This is a genomic window from Paraburkholderia flava (assembly GCF_004359985.1).
GTDB lineage: Bacteria > Pseudomonadota > Gammaproteobacteria > Burkholderiales > Burkholderiaceae > Paraburkholderia > Paraburkholderia flava.
This window is the reverse complement of record NZ_SMRO01000005.1, coordinates 160,916-178,463: the sequence shown is the minus strand read 5'-3', so window position 1 is coordinate 178,463 and position 17,548 is coordinate 160,916. Positions and strand designations below refer to the sequence as shown.

The 17,548-nt window shown below is 60.6% G+C and carries 12 protein-coding genes, 2 tRNA genes and 3 rRNA genes; 9 read left to right on the top strand and 8 right to left on the bottom strand.

All coding sequences use genetic code 11. The features are described 5' to 3' along the window. Positions 1-10 precede the first annotated feature (10 nt). From rrf to E1748_RS31225, 6 genes are all read right to left on the bottom strand, one after another. Positions 11-124: ribosomal RNA gene (gene rrf, locus E1748_RS31250) — 5S ribosomal RNA — on the bottom strand. 202 nt (positions 125-326) lie between these two features. Beyond that, positions 327-3,206, bottom strand: a 23S ribosomal RNA gene (locus E1748_RS31245). 305 nt (positions 3,207-3,511) lie between these two features. Further along, positions 3,512-3,587 (bottom strand) — tRNA-Ala (locus E1748_RS31240). Between the two features lie 45 nt (positions 3,588-3,632). Then, positions 3,633-3,709 (bottom strand) — tRNA-Ile (locus tag E1748_RS31235). Between the two features lie 64 nt (positions 3,710-3,773). Continuing rightward, a 16S ribosomal RNA gene (locus tag E1748_RS31230) occupies positions 3,774-5,256 on the bottom strand. The 16S, 23S and 5S rRNA genes sit together here with 2 tRNA genes alongside, the layout of an rRNA operon. Before the next feature lie 434 nt (positions 5,257-5,690). Then, positions 5,691-6,467, bottom strand: coding sequence for an enoyl-CoA hydratase (locus E1748_RS31225; protein ID WP_133651169.1), 777 nt, complete (start codon positions 6,465-6,467; stop codon positions 5,691-5,693). A 150-nt stretch (positions 6,468-6,617) separates the two neighbouring features. Between E1748_RS31225 and paaN the strand changes: the two genes are divergently transcribed. The 5 genes from paaN to paaK all read left to right on the top strand — a co-directional run bounded on the left by paaN (position 6,618) and on the right by paaK (position 12,262). Further along, complete coding sequence (gene paaN, locus E1748_RS31220) at positions 6,618-8,309, top strand: phenylacetic acid degradation protein PaaN (protein ID WP_133651168.1); 1,692 nt, start codon at positions 6,618-6,620, stop codon at positions 8,307-8,309. 109 nt (positions 8,310-8,418) lie between these two features. Continuing rightward, positions 8,419-9,621 (top strand): 3-oxoadipyl-CoA thiolase, encoded by a 1,203-nt coding sequence (gene pcaF, locus E1748_RS31215; RefSeq protein WP_133651167.1) that lies wholly within the window; start codon positions 8,419-8,421, stop codon positions 9,619-9,621. A gap of 38 nt (positions 9,622-9,659) precedes the next feature. Then, positions 9,660-10,451: a 2-(1,2-epoxy-1,2-dihydrophenyl)acetyl-CoA isomerase PaaG gene (gene paaG, locus E1748_RS31210; RefSeq protein WP_133651166.1), complete on the top strand. Its 792-nt coding sequence runs from the start codon at positions 9,660-9,662 to the stop codon at positions 10,449-10,451. A 1-nt stretch (position 10,452) separates the two neighbouring features. Continuing rightward, on the top strand, positions 10,453-10,917 hold the full coding sequence (gene paaI, locus E1748_RS31205; RefSeq protein WP_133651165.1) for a hydroxyphenylacetyl-CoA thioesterase PaaI: 465 nt from the start codon (positions 10,453-10,455) through the stop codon (positions 10,915-10,917). 40 nt (positions 10,918-10,957) lie between these two features. Continuing rightward, complete coding sequence (gene paaK, locus E1748_RS31200) at positions 10,958-12,262, top strand: phenylacetate--CoA ligase PaaK (RefSeq protein WP_133651164.1); 1,305 nt, start codon at positions 10,958-10,960, stop codon at positions 12,260-12,262. A gap of 30 nt (positions 12,263-12,292) precedes the next feature. On the opposite strand, the gene mltA is transcribed toward paaK, so the two are convergent. Further along, positions 12,293-13,519 carry a murein transglycosylase A gene (gene mltA / locus E1748_RS31195; protein ID WP_133651163.1) on the bottom strand — a complete coding sequence of 409 codons (1,227 nt, stop codon included), beginning with the start codon at positions 13,517-13,519 and terminating at the stop codon, positions 12,293-12,295. On the opposite strand from mltA, the gene E1748_RS31615 reads away from it, so the two are divergent. Further along, positions 13,440-13,601 (top strand): hypothetical protein, encoded by a 162-nt coding sequence (locus tag E1748_RS31615; RefSeq protein WP_166653665.1) that lies wholly within the window; start codon positions 13,440-13,442, stop codon positions 13,599-13,601. The genes mltA and E1748_RS31615 overlap by 80 nt on opposite strands. A 39-nt stretch (positions 13,602-13,640) precedes the next feature. Here E1748_RS31615 and apaG read toward each other — a convergent pair whose 3' ends face one another. Continuing rightward, positions 13,641-14,015: a Co2+/Mg2+ efflux protein ApaG gene (apaG, locus tag E1748_RS31190; RefSeq protein WP_133651180.1), complete on the bottom strand. Its 375-nt coding sequence runs from the start codon at positions 14,013-14,015 to the stop codon at positions 13,641-13,643. Positions 14,016-14,267: 252 nt separating this feature from the next. Between apaG and rpe the strand changes: the two genes are divergently transcribed. The 3 genes from rpe (at position 14,268) to trpE (ending at position 17,539) form a co-directional block, all read left to right on the top strand. Then, positions 14,268-14,957, top strand: coding sequence for a ribulose-phosphate 3-epimerase (gene rpe, locus E1748_RS31185; protein ID WP_133651162.1), 690 nt, complete (start codon positions 14,268-14,270; stop codon positions 14,955-14,957). Beyond that, on the top strand, positions 14,954-15,664 hold the full coding sequence (locus E1748_RS31180; RefSeq protein WP_133651161.1) for a phosphoglycolate phosphatase: 711 nt from the start codon (positions 14,954-14,956) through the stop codon (positions 15,662-15,664). Before rpe ends, E1748_RS31180 begins: the two co-directional genes overlap by 4 nt. A gap of 381 nt (positions 15,665-16,045) precedes the next feature. Then, entirely contained in the window at positions 16,046-17,539 is a 1,494-nt protein-coding gene (trpE, locus tag E1748_RS31175) for an anthranilate synthase component I (RefSeq protein WP_133651160.1), read from the top strand. Positions 17,540-17,548 lie beyond the last annotated feature (9 nt).

Below are 17,548 nucleotides of genomic sequence, written 5' to 3'. Positions count from 1 at the left end.
AGCATAAGGAGCCTGACGATTACCTACTTTCACACGGGCAATCCGCACTATCATCGGCGTGGAGTCGTTTCACGGTCCTGTTCGGGATGGGAAGGGGTGGTACCGACACGCTATGGTCATCAGGCATGACTTGTTGTCGTGTTGAGGGATACTCAACACAACCAATCGGGAAGAAGTAGCTGAGAGGATGCCTCTCGTGTGGGTTGTGATGGTTGAGGCACAACACTGATCTCAACCGTGCGTCTGCCTGAGACCCTGCGCTGTGCGCAGGGTGGGGCATCCCTGAAGTGCTCACGCACCAAAGGCTGCCGACACGCACCTGTTATAGGATCAAGCCTTACGGGCAATTAGTATCAGTTAGCTTAACGCATTACTGCGCTTCCACACCTGACCTATCAACGTCCTGGTCTTGAACGACCCTTCAAGGGGCTCGAAGCCCCGGGGATATCTCATCTTAAGGCGAGTTTCCCGCTTAGATGCTTTCAGCGGTTATCTCTTCCGAACATAGCTACCCGGCGATGCCACTGGCGTGACAACCGGTACACCAGAGGTTCGTCCACTCCGGTCCTCTCGTACTAGGAGCAGCCCCCTTCAAATATCCAGCGCCCACGGCAGATAGGGACCAAACTGTCTCACGACGTTTTAAACCCAGCTCACGTACCTCTTTAAATGGCGAACAGCCATACCCTTGGGACCGGCTACAGCCCCAGGATGAGATGAGCCGACATCGAGGTGCCAAACACCGCCGTCGATATGAACTCTTGGGCGGTATCAGCCTGTTATCCCCAGAGTACCTTTTATCCGTTGAGCGATGGCCCTTCCATACAGAACCACCGGATCACTATGACCTGCTTTCGCACCTGCTCGACTTGTCGGTCTCGCAGTTAAGCACGCTTATGCCATTGCACTATCAGCACGATTTCCGACCGTACCTAGCGTACCTTCGTACTCCTCCGTTACACTTTGGGAGGAGACCGCCCCAGTCAAACTGCCTACCATGCACTGTCCCCGACCCGGATAACGGGTCAAGGTTAGAACCTCAAACAAACCAGGGTGGTATTTCAAGGTTGGCTCCACGCAGACTGGCGTCCACGCTTCAAAGCCTCCCACCTATCCTACACAGACCGGTTCAAAGTCCAATGCAAAGCTACAGTAAAGGTTCATGGGGTCTTTCCGTCTAGCCGCGGGGAGATTGCATCATCACAAACACTTCAACTTCGCTGAGTCTCGGGAGGAGACAGTGTGGCCATCGTTACGCCATTCGTGCAGGTCGGAACTTACCCGACAAGGAATTTCGCTACCTTAGGACCGTTATAGTTACGGCCGCCGTTTACCGGGACTTCAATCAAGAGCTTGCACCCCATCATTTAATCTTCCGGCACCGGGCAGGCGTCACACCCTATACGTCCACTTTCGTGTTTGCAGAGTGCTGTGTTTTTATTAAACAGTCGCAGCCACCAGTTTATTGCAACCCCTTCACCCTCCTGGCGCAGGCCAGTCAAGCTACAAGGGCGTACCTTATCCCGAAGTTACGGTACCAATTTGCCGAGTTCCTTCTCCCGAGTTCTCTCAAGCGCCTTAGAATACTCATCTCGCCCACCTGTGTCGGTTTGCGGTACGGTCAACGTGAAACTGAAGCTTAGAGGCTTTTCCTGGAACCCCTTCCAGTTGCTTCGCTCCCTAAGGAGCTCGCGCCACGCCCTTGAATTACGCACCCGGATTTGCCAAAGTGCCTTCTCCAACGCAGCGACCGGGACTTCCAACACCCGGACAACCTTCCGCGATCCGTCCCCCCATCGCATTTCACGTCGGTGCAGGAATATTGACCTGCTTCCCATCAGCTACGCATTTCTGCCTCGCCTTAGGGGCCGACTCACCCTACGCCGATGAACGTTGCGTAGGAAACCTTGGGCTTACGGCGAGGGGGCCTTTCACCCCCTTTATCGCTACTCATGTCAGCATTCGCACTTCCGATACCTCCAGCGCACTTTTCAATGCACCTTCGCAGGCTTACGGAACGCTCTCCTACCATGCACATAAATGTGCATCCGCAGCTTCGGTATATGACTTAGCCCCGTTACATCTTCCGCGCAGGACGACTCGATCAGTGAGCTATTACGCTTTCTTTAAAGGATGGCTGCTTCTAAGCCAACCTCCTGACTGTTTTAGCCTTCCCACTTCGTTTCCCACTTAGTCATATTTGGGGACCTTAGCTGGCGGTCTGGGTTGTTTCCCTCTTGACACCGGACGTTAGCACCCGATGTCTGTCTCCCGTGATTGCACTCTTCGGTATTCGGAGTTTGCTATGGCGAAGTAATCCGCAATGGACCCTTCAACCATGACAGTGCTCTACCCCCGAAGGTGATACACGAGGCACTACCTAAATAGTTTTCGGAGAGAACCAGCTATTTCCAGGTTTGTTTAGCCTTTCACCCCTATCCACAGCTCATCCCCTAACTTTTCAACGTTAGTGGGTTCGGACCTCCAGTACGTGTTACCGCACCTTCATCCTGGCCATGGATAGATCACCTGGTTTCGGGTCTACACCCAGCGACTGAACGCCCTGTTCGGACTCGCTTTCGCTACGCCTGCCCTAATCGGTTAAGCTTGCCACTGAATGTAAGTCGCTGACCCATTATACAAAAGGTACGCCGTCACCCCTTGCGAGGCTCCGACTGTTTGTATGCATGCGGTTTCAGGATCTATTTCACTCCCCTCCCGGGGTTCTTTTCGCCTTTCCCTCACGGTACTGGTTCACTATCGGTCGATCACGAGTATTTAGCCTTGGAGGATGGTCCCCCCATCTTCAGACAGGATTTCACGTGTCCCGCCCTACTTGTCGTACACCTAGTTCTTCCTCACTGTTTTCGCTTACAGGGCTATCACCTGCTATGGCCGCACTTTCCAGAGCGTTCAGCTAACAACGAAGATAAAGAGTACAGGCTGATCCCATTTCGCTCGCCACTACTTTGGGAATCTCGGTTGATTTCTTTTCCTGCGGTTACTTAGATGTTTCAGTTCACCGCGTTCGCTTCACATGACCTATGTATTCAGTCATGGATACTCCATTAGGAGTGGGTTTCCCCATTCGGACATCTCCGGATCAAAGCTTGTTTGCCAGCTCCCCGGAGCTTTTCGCAGGCTACCGCGTCCTTCATCGCCTGTGATCGCCAAGGCATCCACCACATGCACTTGTTCGCTTGACCCTATAACAGGTACGTCTCTGATCCCCGAAGGGAAGCCGTACTCGCTACAGGTTGAGTTTTAGCGTTGTGCCGTATTCCAAGCCATCTCTCGATGAACTTTAAAATACTTCGATACAATCACAACCCTGATTCACCTACCCGACACCCATCTCTAAGTGCCTTTCGGTGAATCTCTTTACTACTTCTTCCTGATTGTTAAAGAACGACAGCCGATATCGCGATTGCTATAACCGCGTATCACTCTGACTGGCTCAATCGCCAATGCAAAACGCCCTGCATCCGCAAGGACCCTGTGCATTGATGATTGGTGGAGGATGACGGGATCGAACCGACGACCCCCTGCTTGCAAAGCAGGTGCTCTCCCAGCTGAGCTAATCCCCCTCATGTCCAGACAGGAGTCTTTCGCCCGGCAACCGCAGACAATGGTGGTGGGTCTGGTTGGATTCGAACCAACGACCCCCGCCTTATCAAGACGGTGCTCTAACCAACTGAGCTACAGACCCCTGAGTCTGTCCTGACTACAGCCGATAAGCGTGAGCGCTCAACTTCCAGCGCATGGGCTTCTTGAAAGGAGGTGATCCAGCCGCACCTTCCGATACGGCTACCTTGTTACGACTTCACCCCAGTCATGAATCCTACCGTGGTGACCGTCCTCCTTGCGGTTAGACTAGCCACTTCTGGTAAAACCCACTCCCATGGTGTGACGGGCGGTGTGTACAAGACCCGGGAACGTATTCACCGCGGCATGCTGATCCGCGATTACTAGCGATTCCAGCTTCACGCAGTCGAGTTGCAGACTGCGATCCGGACTACGATCGGTTTTCTGGGATTGGCTCCACCTCGCGGCTTGGCAACCCTCTGTTCCGACCATTGTATGACGTGTGAAGCCCTACCCATAAGGGCCATGAGGACTTGACGTCATCCCCACCTTCCTCCGGTTTGTCACCGGCAGTCTCCCTGGAGTGCTCTTGCGTAGCAACTAGGGACAAGGGTTGCGCTCGTTGCGGGACTTAACCCAACATCTCACGACACGAGCTGACGACAGCCATGCAGCACCTGTGTTACGGCTCCCTTTCGGGCACTCCCACCTCTCGGCAGGATTCCGTACATGTCAAGGGTAGGTAAGGTTTTTCGCGTTGCATCGAATTAATCCACATCATCCACCGCTTGTGCGGGTCCCCGTCAATTCCTTTGAGTTTTAATCTTGCGACCGTACTCCCCAGGCGGTCAACTTCACGCGTTAGCTACGTTACTAAGGAAATGAATCCCCAACAACTAGTTGACATCGTTTAGGGCGTGGACTACCAGGGTATCTAATCCTGTTTGCTCCCCACGCTTTCGTGCATGAGCGTCAGTATTGGCCCAGGGGGCTGCCTTCGCCATCGGTATTCCTCCACATCTCTACGCATTTCACTGCTACACGTGGAATTCTACCCCCCTCTGCCATACTCTAGCCCGCCAGTCACCAATGCAGTTCCCAGGTTAAGCCCGGGGATTTCACATCGGTCTTAGCGAACCGCCTGCGCACGCTTTACGCCCAGTAATTCCGATTAACGCTTGCACCCTACGTATTACCGCGGCTGCTGGCACGTAGTTAGCCGGTGCTTATTCTTCCGGTACCGTCATCCCCCCGGGGTATTAGCCCAAAGGATTTCTTTCCGGACAAAAGTGCTTTACAACCCGAAGGCCTTCTTCACACACGCGGCATTGCTGGATCAGGGTTTCCCCCATTGTCCAAAATTCCCCACTGCTGCCTCCCGTAGGAGTCTGGGCCGTGTCTCAGTCCCAGTGTGGCTGGTCGTCCTCTCAGACCAGCTACGGATCGTCGCCTTGGTAGGCCTTTACCCCACCAACTAGCTAATCCGCCATCGGCCGTATGCGGTATTAATCCGGCTTTCGCCGGGCTATCCCCCACTCCAGGACACGTTCCGATGTATTACTCACCCGTTCGCCACTCGCCACCAGGATTGCTCCCGTGCTGCCGTTCGACTTGCATGTGTAAGGCATGCCGCCAGCGTTCAATCTGAGCCAGGATCAAACTCTTCAGTTCAATGCCTGTTACTGTTTTCTGTCCTCTCGGACAGGTCGCTCACTCAAAGATGACAGGTCCTGAATCCTGAAATTCAAAAACCTGACTTACTTTAGTGTGAGACTCTCGATACTTATGCCGGCTYCAGACTTGCATCCAGAGTTCGCCTTGCCATCGAGCGCCCACACTTATCGGCTGTTAGTTTTTAAAGATCGTTCACGTCGCAAACCAGCGCTACCACCACCAGCTCACTCCGCGTCTGCCGCCATGCAGCAGAGAAACGAGATTATGAAGACTTTCCGTTCGCTCGTCAACAGGTTTATCACTTCTTCCTGCTGACCTGCCCGCCCGGAAATCCCCGCCATTGCTGGCTCTCCCGCCTTCCGCACCCCGCTTACCGAAGCGCGAAAGTCCGCAATTCTAGTCACCTGCCCCGCGCCTTGCAAGCGTTATTTCTAGCGATGCTTAAAGACCGCCTTACGCTTCTCGACGAACGCCGCCATCCCTTCTTTTTGATCCTCGGTGGCGAACAGCGAATGGAACAGGCGGCGCTCGAAATGCACGCCCTCGGCTAACGTGCTCTCGTAGGCACGATTCACGGACTCTTTCACCATCATCACCGCCGGCAGCGGAAACTCTGCGATCGTCGATGCGGCAGCAATAGCTTCATCGATCAGCGACGCCGCCGGAATCACCCGCGACACCAGTCCCGCTCGCTCAGCCTCAGCGGCATCCATGAAGCGCGCGGTCAGACACATATCCATCGCCTTCGCTTTCGAAACAGCGCGCGGCAGACGCTGAGTGCCGCCCGCCCCCGGCATGATGCCGAGCTTGATTTCGGGTTGGCCGAACTTCGCCGTGTCCGCGGCGAGGATGATGTCGCACATCATCGCCAGTTCGCAGCCGCCGCCCAGCGCGAAGCCCGCGACCGCGGCAATGATCGGTTTGCGAATCGTCCGAACCGTCTCCCAATTGCGCGTGATGTAGTCACCCTTGTACACGTCCATGTAGCTGTAGGTCGCCATCATTCCGATATCCGCGCCCGCAGCAAACGCCTTCTCGCTACCGGTCACAACGATCGCGCCAATATTGTCGTCGGCATCGAAGGCCTTGAGCGCGGTGCCCAGCTCGTCCATCAACGCATCGTTCAGCGCGTTCAACGCCTTCGGACGATTCAACGTCACCAGGCCGACGCGACCGCGGGTCTCGACCAGGATGTTTTCGTACGTCATGAGTGCTCCTTGATTTGTATAAGTGAACGAGAACGCGCACGAAAAACACTTCGCGCAGGCTATTCAATCGATGCTAACATTTGCCAACCAACCGGTCGGTTAATTATTCGGCAAGACTTCCCCAAACTCCTGTTCAGCATTCCTTCTGTCATGACCCATCCTCTGTTCACGAAACACGAAGACACGTTGCACAAGGCGCTCGCCGCCATCGAAACGCGCGGCTACTGGAGCCCGTTCGCCGAAATGCCCAGTCCGAAAGTGTACGGGGAAACCGCGAATGCGGACGGCGAAGCGGCGTTCAAAGCCCATCTGGACAAGCCCTTCGAACTCGACCAGCCCGGCACCGACGAAACCATCGGCGCGGAAGTCTCCCCCTTCGGCTTTCCGCTCGGCATCCGCTACCCGAAAGCCGATCCCAACACGCTGATCGCAGCCGCCGAGCATGCGCAGCGCACATGGCGCGCGGCTGGCCCGCAAGCATGGGCCGGCGTATGTCTCGAAATTCTTTCGCGCGTGAATCGCGCAAGCTTCGAGATCGGTTACAGCGTGATGCACACGACTGGTCAGGCATTCATGATGGCGTTTCAGGCTGGCGGCCCTCATGCACAGGACCGCGCGCTCGAAGCCATCGCCTACGCGTGGGACCAGCTGCGCCGGGTGCCGACGAACGCACACTGGGAAAAGCCGCAAGGCAAAAACCCGCCGCTCGCGATGAAAAAGCGCTACACGGTCGTGCCGCGCGGCACCGGCCTTGTCCTCGGTTGCTGCACATTCCCGACGTGGAACAGCTATCCCGGCCTCTTCGCCGATCTGGCCACGGGCAACACGGTGATCGTCAAGCCGCATCCGGGCGCGATCCTGCCGCTTGCGGTCACCGTCCGCATCGCACGCGATGTCCTGCGCGAAGCCGGTTTCGATCCGAACGTCGTGACGCTTCTCGCGACCGAACCTAATGACGGCGCGCTCGTCCAGGATCTCGCGCTGCGTCCGCAAATCAAACTCATCGATTTCACCGGCAGCACGCAGAACGGCACCTGGCTCGAACGCCATGCGCACCAGGCGCAGGTCTTCACCGAGAAAGCCGGCGTCAACCAGATCGTCATCGACTCGGCCGACGACATCAAGGCAGTCGCGCGCAATATCGCTTTCTCGCTTGCGCTGTACTCGGGCCAGATGTGTACCGCGCCGCAAAACATCTACGTCCCGCACGACGGCATCCGCACACCCGAAGGTGTGCTCGGCTTCGACGCAGTCGCCGATGCGATCGCTGGCGCGGTGCAGAAGCTGGTCGCGGACCCAGCCCGTGCCGTCGAGCTGCTCGGCGCGATCCAGAACGACGGTGTCACGCACCGCATCGACGAAGCCCGCAAGCTCGGCACCGTCCTGGTCGACAGCCATGAGCTCGAACACCCGGCCTTCGTCGGCGCGCGCGTCCGCACGCCGCTCGTGCTGAAGCTCGACGCCGCCACCGACGCCAGCCAGTTCACGCGCGAATGGTTCGGCCCGATCTCGTTCGTCATCGCCACCGATTCCACCGCTCAATCGCTCGACCTCGCCGGCTCGATCGCCGCCGAACACGGCGCCCTGACGCTATCGGTTTACAGCACCGACGATGCCGTCATCGAAGCCGCACATGAAGCATCGGTTCGCGGCGGCGTTGCGTTGTCGATCAATCTGACCGGCGGCGTTTTCGTCAATCAGTCTGCTGCGTTCTCCGACTTTCACGGCACCGGTGCAAACCCCGCCGCGAATGCCGCGCTTGCCGATGCCGCCTTCGTCGCGAGCCGTTTCCGTGTCGTTCAGAGTCGCGTCCATGTTGAACCGGTGTCGGCATCGGCATAAGTCGGCCGGACAGACTATGCCGTTTGGCCGGATGGAACCCGGGCAGCCCTCCGAATAACATGAGCCTGATGAACGACTACCGTCACCTGGCTCGACGCAGGAACACGACATGACCGACGCCTTTATCTGCGATGCGATTCGCACCCCGTTCGGCCGCTACGGCGGCGCCCTGAAAGACGTGCGCGCCGACGACCTCGGCGCCGTCCCGCTCAAGGCGCTGGCCGCGCGCAACCCTGGCGTCGACTGGCGCACGCTCGACGACGTCATCTATGGTTGCGCGAACCAGGCAGGCGAAGACAACCGCAACGTCGCGCGGATGTCCACGTTGCTGGCCGGCTTGCCGATCGACGTGCCAGGAGCCACGATCAACCGCCTGTGCGGCTCCGGCATGGACGCGATCGGCACAGCCGCACGCGCGATCAAGGCCGGCGAAGCGCGTCTGATGATCGCGGGCGGTGTCGAAAGCATGACGCGCGCACCGTTCGTGATGGGCAAGGCGACGTCCGCTTTCTCGCGTCAGGCCGACATTCACGATACGACCATCGGTTGGCGCTTCGTCAATCCGCTGATGAAACGCGACTACGGCATCGATTCGATGCCCGAAACCGCGGAAAACGTCGCGGTCGAATTCGGTGTTTCGCGGGCCGATCAGGACGCGTTCGCGATGCGCAGTCAGCAGAAAGCGGCAGCGGCGCAGCGCGAAGGCCGGCTCGCCGAAGAGATCGTTGCTGTCGAGATCGCGCAGAAAAAAGGCGACCCGCTACGCGTCACGCTCGACGAGCATCCGCGCGAAACGTCGCTCGACGCGCTCGCGAAGCTAAAGAGCATCGTGCGCGCCGACGGCACCGTGACGGCCGGCAACGCGTCCGGCGTGAACGATGGCGCATGCGCTCTGCTGCTCGCGAATGACGCGGCGACTGACCAATACGGCCTGCGCCGCCGCGCTCGCGTGCTCGGCATGGCGACAGCCGGGGTCGAACCGCGCATCATGGGCATCGGCCCCGCGCCCGCAACGCAAAAGCTGCTGGCCCAGCTGAACATGAAGCTCGAGCAGTTCGACGTCATTGAACTGAACGAAGCGTTCGCATCGCAGGGGCTTGCCGTGCTGCGCGCGCTCGGTTTGCGCGACGACGATCCGCGCGTCAATCCGAACGGCGGTGCCATCGCGTTGGGGCATCCGCTCGGCGCATCGGGCGCACGGCTCGTCACGACCGCGCTGTATCAACTGGAGCGCAGCAACGGCCGCTTCGCGCTGTGCACGATGTGCATCGGCGTCGGCCAGGGCATCGCGCTCGTGATCGAACGAGTCTGAACAACGCGCACACGCCCCGCCGAGGAGAAGACAAAAACATGCCCTACGAAACGATCCAGGTCGCCATCGACACATCGACGCGCGTCGCGACCGTCACGCTGAATCGCCCGGACAAGCTCAACAGTTTCACCCGTGCGATGCATGGCGAACTCGCCGAAGCGCTCGACCAGGTCGAAGCAGCAGGCACCCGCGCGCTCATCCTCACCGGTGCGGGCCGTGGCTTCTGTGCGGGCCAGGATCTCGCGGATCTCGACTTCACGCCAGGCGCGATGACCGATCTCGGCGATCTGATCGACGCGCATTTCAATCCGCTGATCCGGCGTCTGCAAGCGCTGCCGCTACCGGTGATCGCCGCAGTGAACGGCACCGCCGCCGGCGCGGGCGCCAACCTCGCGCTCGCATGCGACCTGGTCGTCGCCGCACGCTCCGCGAATTTCATTCAGGCGTTCGTGAAGATCGGCCTCGTGCCCGACTCGGGCGGTACGTGGTTTCTTCCGCAACGCGTCGGGATGGCGCGCGCACTCGGACTCGCGCTCACCGGCGAGAAACTCGATGCGGAAAAGGCCGAACGCTGGGGCATGATCTGGCGCGCGGTAGACGATGCAGAACTCTCCGCAACAGCCGCCCAACTCGCCACCCAGCTCGCGCAGCAACCCACCCGCGCGATCGCCGCGATCAAGCGCGCGTTGCGCGCGGGTGCGACGAACACGCTCGACGAGCAACTCGATCTCGAACGCGATCTGCAGCGCGAACTCGGTGCGTCGCACGACTACGCGGAAGGCGTGCAGGCCTTCGTCGAAAAACGCGCGCCGCGCTTCGAAGGACGCTGACATGTCGACGCAAACCCAAGACCCTTCCGCGATGACACCCGACGAACTCGCGCGCGCCACCGCGCAGACCATGTACGACGCCGACCGCTGCAGCCGCGCGCTCGGCATGGAACTGCAAGAAGTACGCCCCGGCTATGCGCGCATGCAGATGACGGTGCGCAGCGACTTCCTGAACGGTCACGAGATCTGCCACGGCGGCCTGATCTTCACGCTCGCCGATTCCACCTTCGCGTTCGCGTGCAACTCGTACAACATCAATACGGTCGCGTCCGGTTGTTCGATCGAATTCCTGCGCCCGGTGTCGGGCGGCGACATGCTGACTGCAGAAGCGGTCGAGCAGACATTGAGCGGGCGCAACGGCATCTACGATATTCGTGTGACCAACCGGGCCCGTGAAGTCGTCGCAATGTTCCGCGGCAAGTCCGCTCAAATTCGCGGCACCGTGATTCCATCGCAGGAAAGCTAGTCGCCCGCACCGCGTTCCGATAAAAAAGAAGGAGACATCGATGACCACCCCGCTCCCGCTCGAGCCGATCGAAACGGCGAGCCGCGACGAGCTCGCCGCGCTGCAGCTCGAACGACTGAAATGGTCGCTCGCGCACGCCTACGAAAACTCGCCGGTGTATCGAAGCAAATTCGACGAGGCTGGCGTGCATCCGTCGGAGTTGCATTCGCTCGCCGATCTGTCGCGTTTCCCGTTCACGACGAAAAAAGATCTGCGCGACAACTACCCGTTTGGGATGTTCGCGGTGCCGCAGGAGCGTATCTCACGCATTCACGCGTCGTCGGGTACGACCGGCAAGCCGACGGTCGTCGGTTACACCGCACGCGACATCGACACATGGGCCAACCTCGTCGCACGTTCGATCCGCGCGGCGGGCGCACGTGCAGGCGACAAGGTGCACATCAGCTACGGCTACGGCCTCTTCACCGGCGGCCTCGGTGCGCACTACGGCGCGGAACGCGCAGGCCTCACGGTCATTCCGTTCGGCGGCGGCCAGACCGAGAAGCAGGTGCAGCTGATCCAGGATTTCCGGCCCGACATCATCATGGTGACGCCGAGCTACATGCTGTCGATTGCCGACGAACTCGAACGCCAGGGCATCGACCCGGCAACGTGCTCGCTGCGCACCGGCATCTTCGGCGCGGAGCCGTGGACCAACGACATGCGCCGCGCGATCGAACAGCGGATGGGCATCGATGCGGTCGACATCTACGGTCTGTCGGAAGTGATCGGGCCGGGAGTCGCATCGGAATGCGTGGAGACCAAGGACGGTCCGACCATCTGGGAAGACCACTTTTATCCCGAAGTGATCGATCCCGACACGGGTGAGGTATTGCCCGACGGCGAACTCGGCGAACTGGTGTTCACGTCGCTGACCAAGGAAGCGCTGCCGATCGTCCGCTATCGCACGCGCGATCTGACGCGTCTGCTGCCGGGCACTGCGCGCACGATGCGTCGGATGGAAAAGATCACCGGCCGCTCGGACGACATGATGATCGTGCGCGGCGTGAACGTGTTCCCGACGCAGATCGAAGAGCTGCTATTGAAGCAGCACGCACTCGCGCCGCACTATCAGATCGTGCTGACGAAGGAAGGTCCGCTGGACGTGCTGACGCTGAACGTCGAGCCATGTCCGGAAACCGCGCCCGACACCGCCGCGCTCGACACGGCCCGGCACGCGCTCACTTACGACATCAAGTCACTGATCGGCGTAAGCGCGGTGGTCAACATTCTGGCGGTCAACGGGATCGAACGATCGGTGGGCAAGGCAAGACGCGTGATCGACAAGCGCAACAAGAACGCCTGAAGCTCATGCACCACGTCGCGCCGAGTCACATCACGAGCGAGGCAACAGCAACCACATCCGGCCGGCCTGTTTCATCTTGCCGGCCAGGTCGCCCGCATCGTCGCCGAGTCCCCAGAAGTAATCGGCACGCACGCCGCCCTTGATCGCCGAGCCGGTATCCTGGGCGAACACGAGGCGATTCATCGGTTGATTGGTCAGTGGCCGCGTGGTCTGCAGAAACACCGGCGTACCGAGCGGAATCGACGAAGGGTCGACCGCAATCGAACGCTCAGGTGTCAGCGGTACGCCGAGCGCGCCGATCGGACCATCCGCGCCGCCGCCGGGCGCCGCTTCCGGGGACATCTCGCGGAAGAACACGAAGCGTGGGTTCGTATCGAGCAGCCCATCGACCCGCGTCGGATTCGCGCGCGCCCATGCCTTGATGCCCTGCATCGTCGCCTGAGACGGCGTCAATTCGCCGCGATCGAGCAGCCAGCGGCCGATCGACCGGTACGGCTGGTTATTGGTCCCGCCGAAGCCGACACGCATCACGCTGCCGTCCTCCATCACGACACGCCCGGAGCCTTGCACCTGCAGAAAGAACGCTTCGATCGGATCGTCGACCCACACGAGTTCGTTGCCGTTCAGCACGCCGGAGCGCTCGAGCTGCGCGCGCGACGGCAGCGCCGTGCCCGTCCGATAGCCGGACGGCCAGCGATACAGCGCCGTCTGATACACACCGTGACGCGTGCGCGAGCCGCGCAGCAGCGGCTCGTAGTAGCCGGTCACGAGACCGTCGAGCGTGCCGTCACTGTTAGCAAGCTGAAACGGCGCGAAGTAAGTTTCGAAATAGGTCCGCGCGCCTGCAACGTCGAGGTCATCAAGCTGGCTCGCCGCCGCGCACGCGCGCTGCCAGTTCGCCTGACGCGCGAGCCGCACGCAGTTCTGCCGCAGTGCCGCCGTCGCACCGATCAGCGAATCGTCCTGCCAGCCCGGCACCTGTTGCCACTCCACCTGCGTCAGACGCGCGGGCGCAATCTGCCCGGGGATGATCGCCGCGCCGGTCGGCGGACTAACGGGCCGCACCGCTTCGCGCCCACCGCACGCGGCAAGCAGCACCGCGATCGACACCGCTCCCGCCCATGCGGCAGCGCGCCGAAAAATACGCATACAATGTTCGCTCTTGATGGAAACTGCCATGTCTGATCTGCTCGACGAATACCCGATGCTCATGTTCGCGCTCGAATCGCTTCTTGCGCTGGGGCTGCTGATTTTCATCGTGGTGTGGACGTCGTCGGGAAAGAAAAAGGCATCGCGCGGACCCGCGTCCCGCGAACAGGCGTCGCGCGACAACAAATAGCGCAGAGACTGTCGACAGACCTCGAACGCGAGCGAGCGTTCAATGCAGTGTGCGCGGCATACGCAGAATGAACTCGGGAACCGTCGCGTCGAAGCGCTCGCCGTCCTCGGCCACGCAGAAGTACTCTCCGCGCATCGTCCCAACCGGCGTCGCGATCACCGCCCAGCTCGTATATTCGAATTGCTCGCCAGGTTTGAGCAGCGGCTGATGCCCGACCACGCCGAGCCCCTTCACTTCCTGCACGCGCGATTCGCTGTCGGTGATGACCCAATGGCGGGCGATCAGTTGAGCAGGGATCTGCCCACTGTTGCGGATGGTCAGCGTATAGGCGAACGCATACTGGCGATGTTCCGGGTCCGACTCTTCGGGCAGGTATTGCACCTGCGACGACACGCTGAATTCGTACTGGCTCATCCTGGTTCCGCTCGCTTCCGGTCTGGTGAAGATAAAGTGAAAGGTCTTCGTGAAGCCCGCCCGCGAATGGTCTTCAACCCGGTCCTCAGACCGGATTCCCGGCCGGCCGGCGGGAGGCTCGTCATGGATTGGCATTCTGCTTGATGCCACGCGGACCCGCAACCGGCGTCTCCTGTCGGGACAAGGTCGCAACCCGGTCGCATCAGGCAGCGAACCGGTAAAATAGCGGTTTTCCGTCAGCCCCTCCCCGCCATGACGCAATTCCATATCGCCCCCAGCATCCTGTCCGCCGATTTCTCGCGGCTCGGCGAAGAAGTCCGCAACGTTGTCGCCGCCGGCGCCGACTGGATTCACTTCGACGTGATGGACAACCACTACGTGCCGAACCTGACGATCGGACCGCTCGTCTGCGAAGCGATCCGTCCGCACGTTCAGGTGCCGATCGACGTGCATCTGATGGTGCGTCCGGTCGATCGCATCGTGCCGGATTTCGCGAAGGCGGGCGCCAACGTCATCAGCTTTCACCCCGAAGGCTCCGATCACATCGACCGCACGCTGTCGCTGATCCGCGATCACGGCTGCAAGGCCGGCCTCGTGTTCAACCCGGCGACGCCGCTCAACTATCTCGATCACGTGATGGACAAGCTGGACCTCGTGCTGATCATGTCGGTGAATCCGGGCTTCGGCGGGCAGTCGTTCATTCCCGAGGCGCTGGTCAAGCTGCGCGAAGCGCGCGCGAAGATCGACGCCTATAACGAACGCACCGGCCGCCACATCCATCTCGAAGTGGACGGTGGCGTGAAAGTCGACAACATCGCGGAAATCGCGGCTGCCGGCGCGGACACGTTCGTCGCTGGCTCGGCCATTTTCGGCAAGCCGGACTACAAGGCAGTGATCGACGAAATGCGCGGCGCGCTCGCTGCCGTCTCGCACCGTTCATGAGCGCAGCAACGCCAGCGTTCACCGGGCCGCAGATCAGAGCAGCGATTATCGACCTCGACGGCACGATGATCGATACCGCAGACGATTTCACCGCCGGCCTGAACGGCATGCTCGCGCAACTCGATGCCGACCACACGTCGCGCGAGGAAGTGATCGGCTACGTCGGCAAGGGCTCCGAGCATCTGGTCCGCAGCGTGCTCGCGCCGCGCTTCGGCGACGAGCGCGCGCAGGCCCGCTTCGACGAAGCGCTCGCGCTCTACCAGGACGAATACGCGAAGATCAACGGCCGCCATACGACGCTCTACCCCGACGTCGAAGCCGGTCTCGCCGCGATGCGCGCGGCAGGTCTGAAGCTCGCGTGCGTGACGAACAAGCCACACCGCTTCGCCGTCGAACTGCTTGAGCAGTACGGGCTGCTGCGCTACTTCGACATCGTGCTGGGTGGCGACAGCCTGCCGAAGAAAAAACCCGACCCGCTGCCGATGCTGCACGCGTGCGCCGAACTCGGCGTTCCTCCGGCAGCGGCGGTCGCGATCGGCGACTCCGAGAACGACGCGCTGGCGGGCCGCGCAGCGGGCATGGCGACGCTCACGGTGCCCTACGGGTACAACCATGGGCAGGCTGTACAAACGATAAAATCGGATGGTATAGTTGCCTCGCTCCTCGATGCCGCCAAGGCAATCGCGGCACATCAATCAACGGCTTAACAAAGTCCTTCCTCATGTTTCTGAATAAAAAACGGAGTCTGAGCAGCATCGACCGGGGAGCTTGGCCCTGGCGTCGCTGGTCGCGCTGATACCTCGCTTGAGGTACGCTGAAACCCGATTTCGGCACCGTTTTTTACTTCGCTGCGCTCGCGCGCTTTTCCTGGTTACTGGTTGTTATCCCTGGTCCCGCTGCATCGGATCGATCGTCGCCCCGCACGTCGGGTATCGTGACGATCCGCACGATGCGCGCACCGCCAGCCCAGGTTCTGCGTCGCACCGGTCGCTCACGCCCGACACCGTCGACGGCACCCGCAACCGGTAGCGCAACACCCCGCTTTGTCCGGCGCTAAATGCCGCCGGACGCACGAACAGGATCGGAACATGACCGAACTCGAATTCCAGTCTCTCGCGAACGAGGGCTACAACCGCATTCCGTTGATCGCCGAGGCGCTCTCCGATCTCGACACGCCGCTGTCGCTGTATCTGAAGCTCGCGCAGCCCGAACGCAACGGCGCCAATTCGTTTCTGCTCGAGTCGGTGGTGGGCGGCGAACGGTTCGGCCGTTACTCGTTTATCGGGCTGCCGGCGCGTACGCTGATCCGCACGCGCAACGGCGTGTCGGAAGTGGTGAAGGACGGCAAGGTCGTCGAAACCCATGAAGGCGATCCGCTCGCGTTCATCGAGCAATTCCAGAAACGCTTCAAGATCGCGCAGCGTCCGGGCCTGCCGCGTTTTGCCGGCGGCCTCGCGGGCTACTTCGGTTACGACGCGGTCCGCTATATCGAAAAGAAGCTCGCACACACCGCGCCGCCCGACGATCTGAATCTCCCCGACATCCAGCTGCTGCTGACCGAAGAGGTCGCGGTGATCGACAACCTCGCGGGCAAGCTGTACCTCGTGGTCTACGTCGACCCGACCACGCCCGAGGCCTACACCCGCGCAAAGCAGCGGCTGCGCGAACTGCGCCAGCGTCTGCGTACCACTGTGCAGCCGCCGGTCACGTCGGCGAGCGTGCGTACCGAAACCTATCGCGAGTTCGCGAAAGACGATTACCTCGCCGCCGTGCGCAAGGCGAAGGAATACGTCGCGGCCGGCGAGCTGATGCAGGTGCAGGTCGGTCAGCGTCTGACGAAGCCGTATCGCGACAATCCGCTGTCGCTGTACCGTGCGCTGCGTTCGCTGAATCCGTCGCCGTACATGTACTACTACAACTTCGGCGATTTCCACGTCGTCGGTGCATCGCCGGAAATTCTCGTGCGTCAGGAAAAGCGTGGCGAAGATCGTATCGTGACGATCCGTCCGCTCGCCGGCACGCGTCCGCGCGGCAACACGCCCGAGCGCGACGCCGAACTCGCGACCGAGCTGCTGAACGACCCGAAGGAAATCGCCGAGCACGTGATGCTGATCGACCTCGCGCGCAACGACGTCGGCCGCATCGCGCAGATCGGCTCGGTTGCGGTGACCGACAAGATGGTCATCGAAAAGTACTCGCACGTGCAGCACATCGTGAGCTCGGTGGAAGGCAAGCTGAAGCCCGGCATGACGAACTTCGACGTGCTGCGCGCGACCTTCCCGGCCGGCACGCTGTCGGGTGCGCCGAAGGTTCGCGCGATGGAACTGATCGACGAACTCGAACCCGTGAAGCGCGGCCTCTATGGCGGCGCCGTCGGCTATCTGTCGTTCACCGGCGAGATGGATCTCGCGATCACGATCCGCACCGGCGTGATCCACAATGGCAATCTGTACGTGCAGGCGGCCGCGGGTATCGTCGCTGACTCGGTGCCCGAATCCGAATGGCAAGAGACCGAGAACAAGGCGCGTGCGGTACTGCGCGCGGCGGAGCAGGTGCAAGACGGCCTCGATAGCGACTTCTGACCGGAGACA

Bases quoted from the DNA above. Each gene is read 5' to 3' on its own strand.
- paaI (WP_133651165.1), top strand. From the start codon at position 10,453: ATGTCGACGCAAACCCAAGACCCTTCCGCGATGACACCCGACGAACTC.
- trpE (WP_133651160.1), top strand. From the start codon at position 16,046: ATGACCGAACTCGAATTCCAGTCTCTCGCGAACGAGGGCTACAACCGC.
- rpe (WP_133651162.1), top strand. From the start codon at position 14,268: ATGACGCAATTCCATATCGCCCCCAGCATCCTGTCCGCCGATTTCTCG.
- pcaF (WP_133651167.1), top strand. From the start codon at position 8,419: ATGACCGACGCCTTTATCTGCGATGCGATTCGCACCCCGTTCGGCCGC.
- paaN (WP_133651168.1), top strand. From the start codon at position 6,618: ATGACCCATCCTCTGTTCACGAAACACGAAGACACGTTGCACAAGGCG.
- E1748_RS31225 (WP_133651169.1), bottom strand. From the start codon at position 6,467: ATGACGTACGAAAACATCCTGGTCGAGACCCGCGGTCGCGTCGGCCTG.
- apaG (WP_133651180.1), bottom strand. From the start codon at position 14,015: ATGAGCCAGTACGAATTCAGCGTGTCGTCGCAGGTGCAATACCTGCCC.
- E1748_RS31180 (WP_133651161.1), top strand. From the start codon at position 14,954: ATGAGCGCAGCAACGCCAGCGTTCACCGGGCCGCAGATCAGAGCAGCG.
- paaK (WP_133651164.1), top strand. From the start codon at position 10,958: ATGACCACCCCGCTCCCGCTCGAGCCGATCGAAACGGCGAGCCGCGAC.
- paaG (WP_133651166.1), top strand. From the start codon at position 9,660: ATGCCCTACGAAACGATCCAGGTCGCCATCGACACATCGACGCGCGTC.
- mltA (WP_133651163.1), bottom strand. From the start codon at position 13,519: ATGAAAATCAGCAGCCCCAGCGCAAGAAGCGATTCGAGCGCGAACATG.
- E1748_RS31615 (WP_166653665.1), top strand. From the start codon at position 13,440: ATGTCTGATCTGCTCGACGAATACCCGATGCTCATGTTCGCGCTCGAA.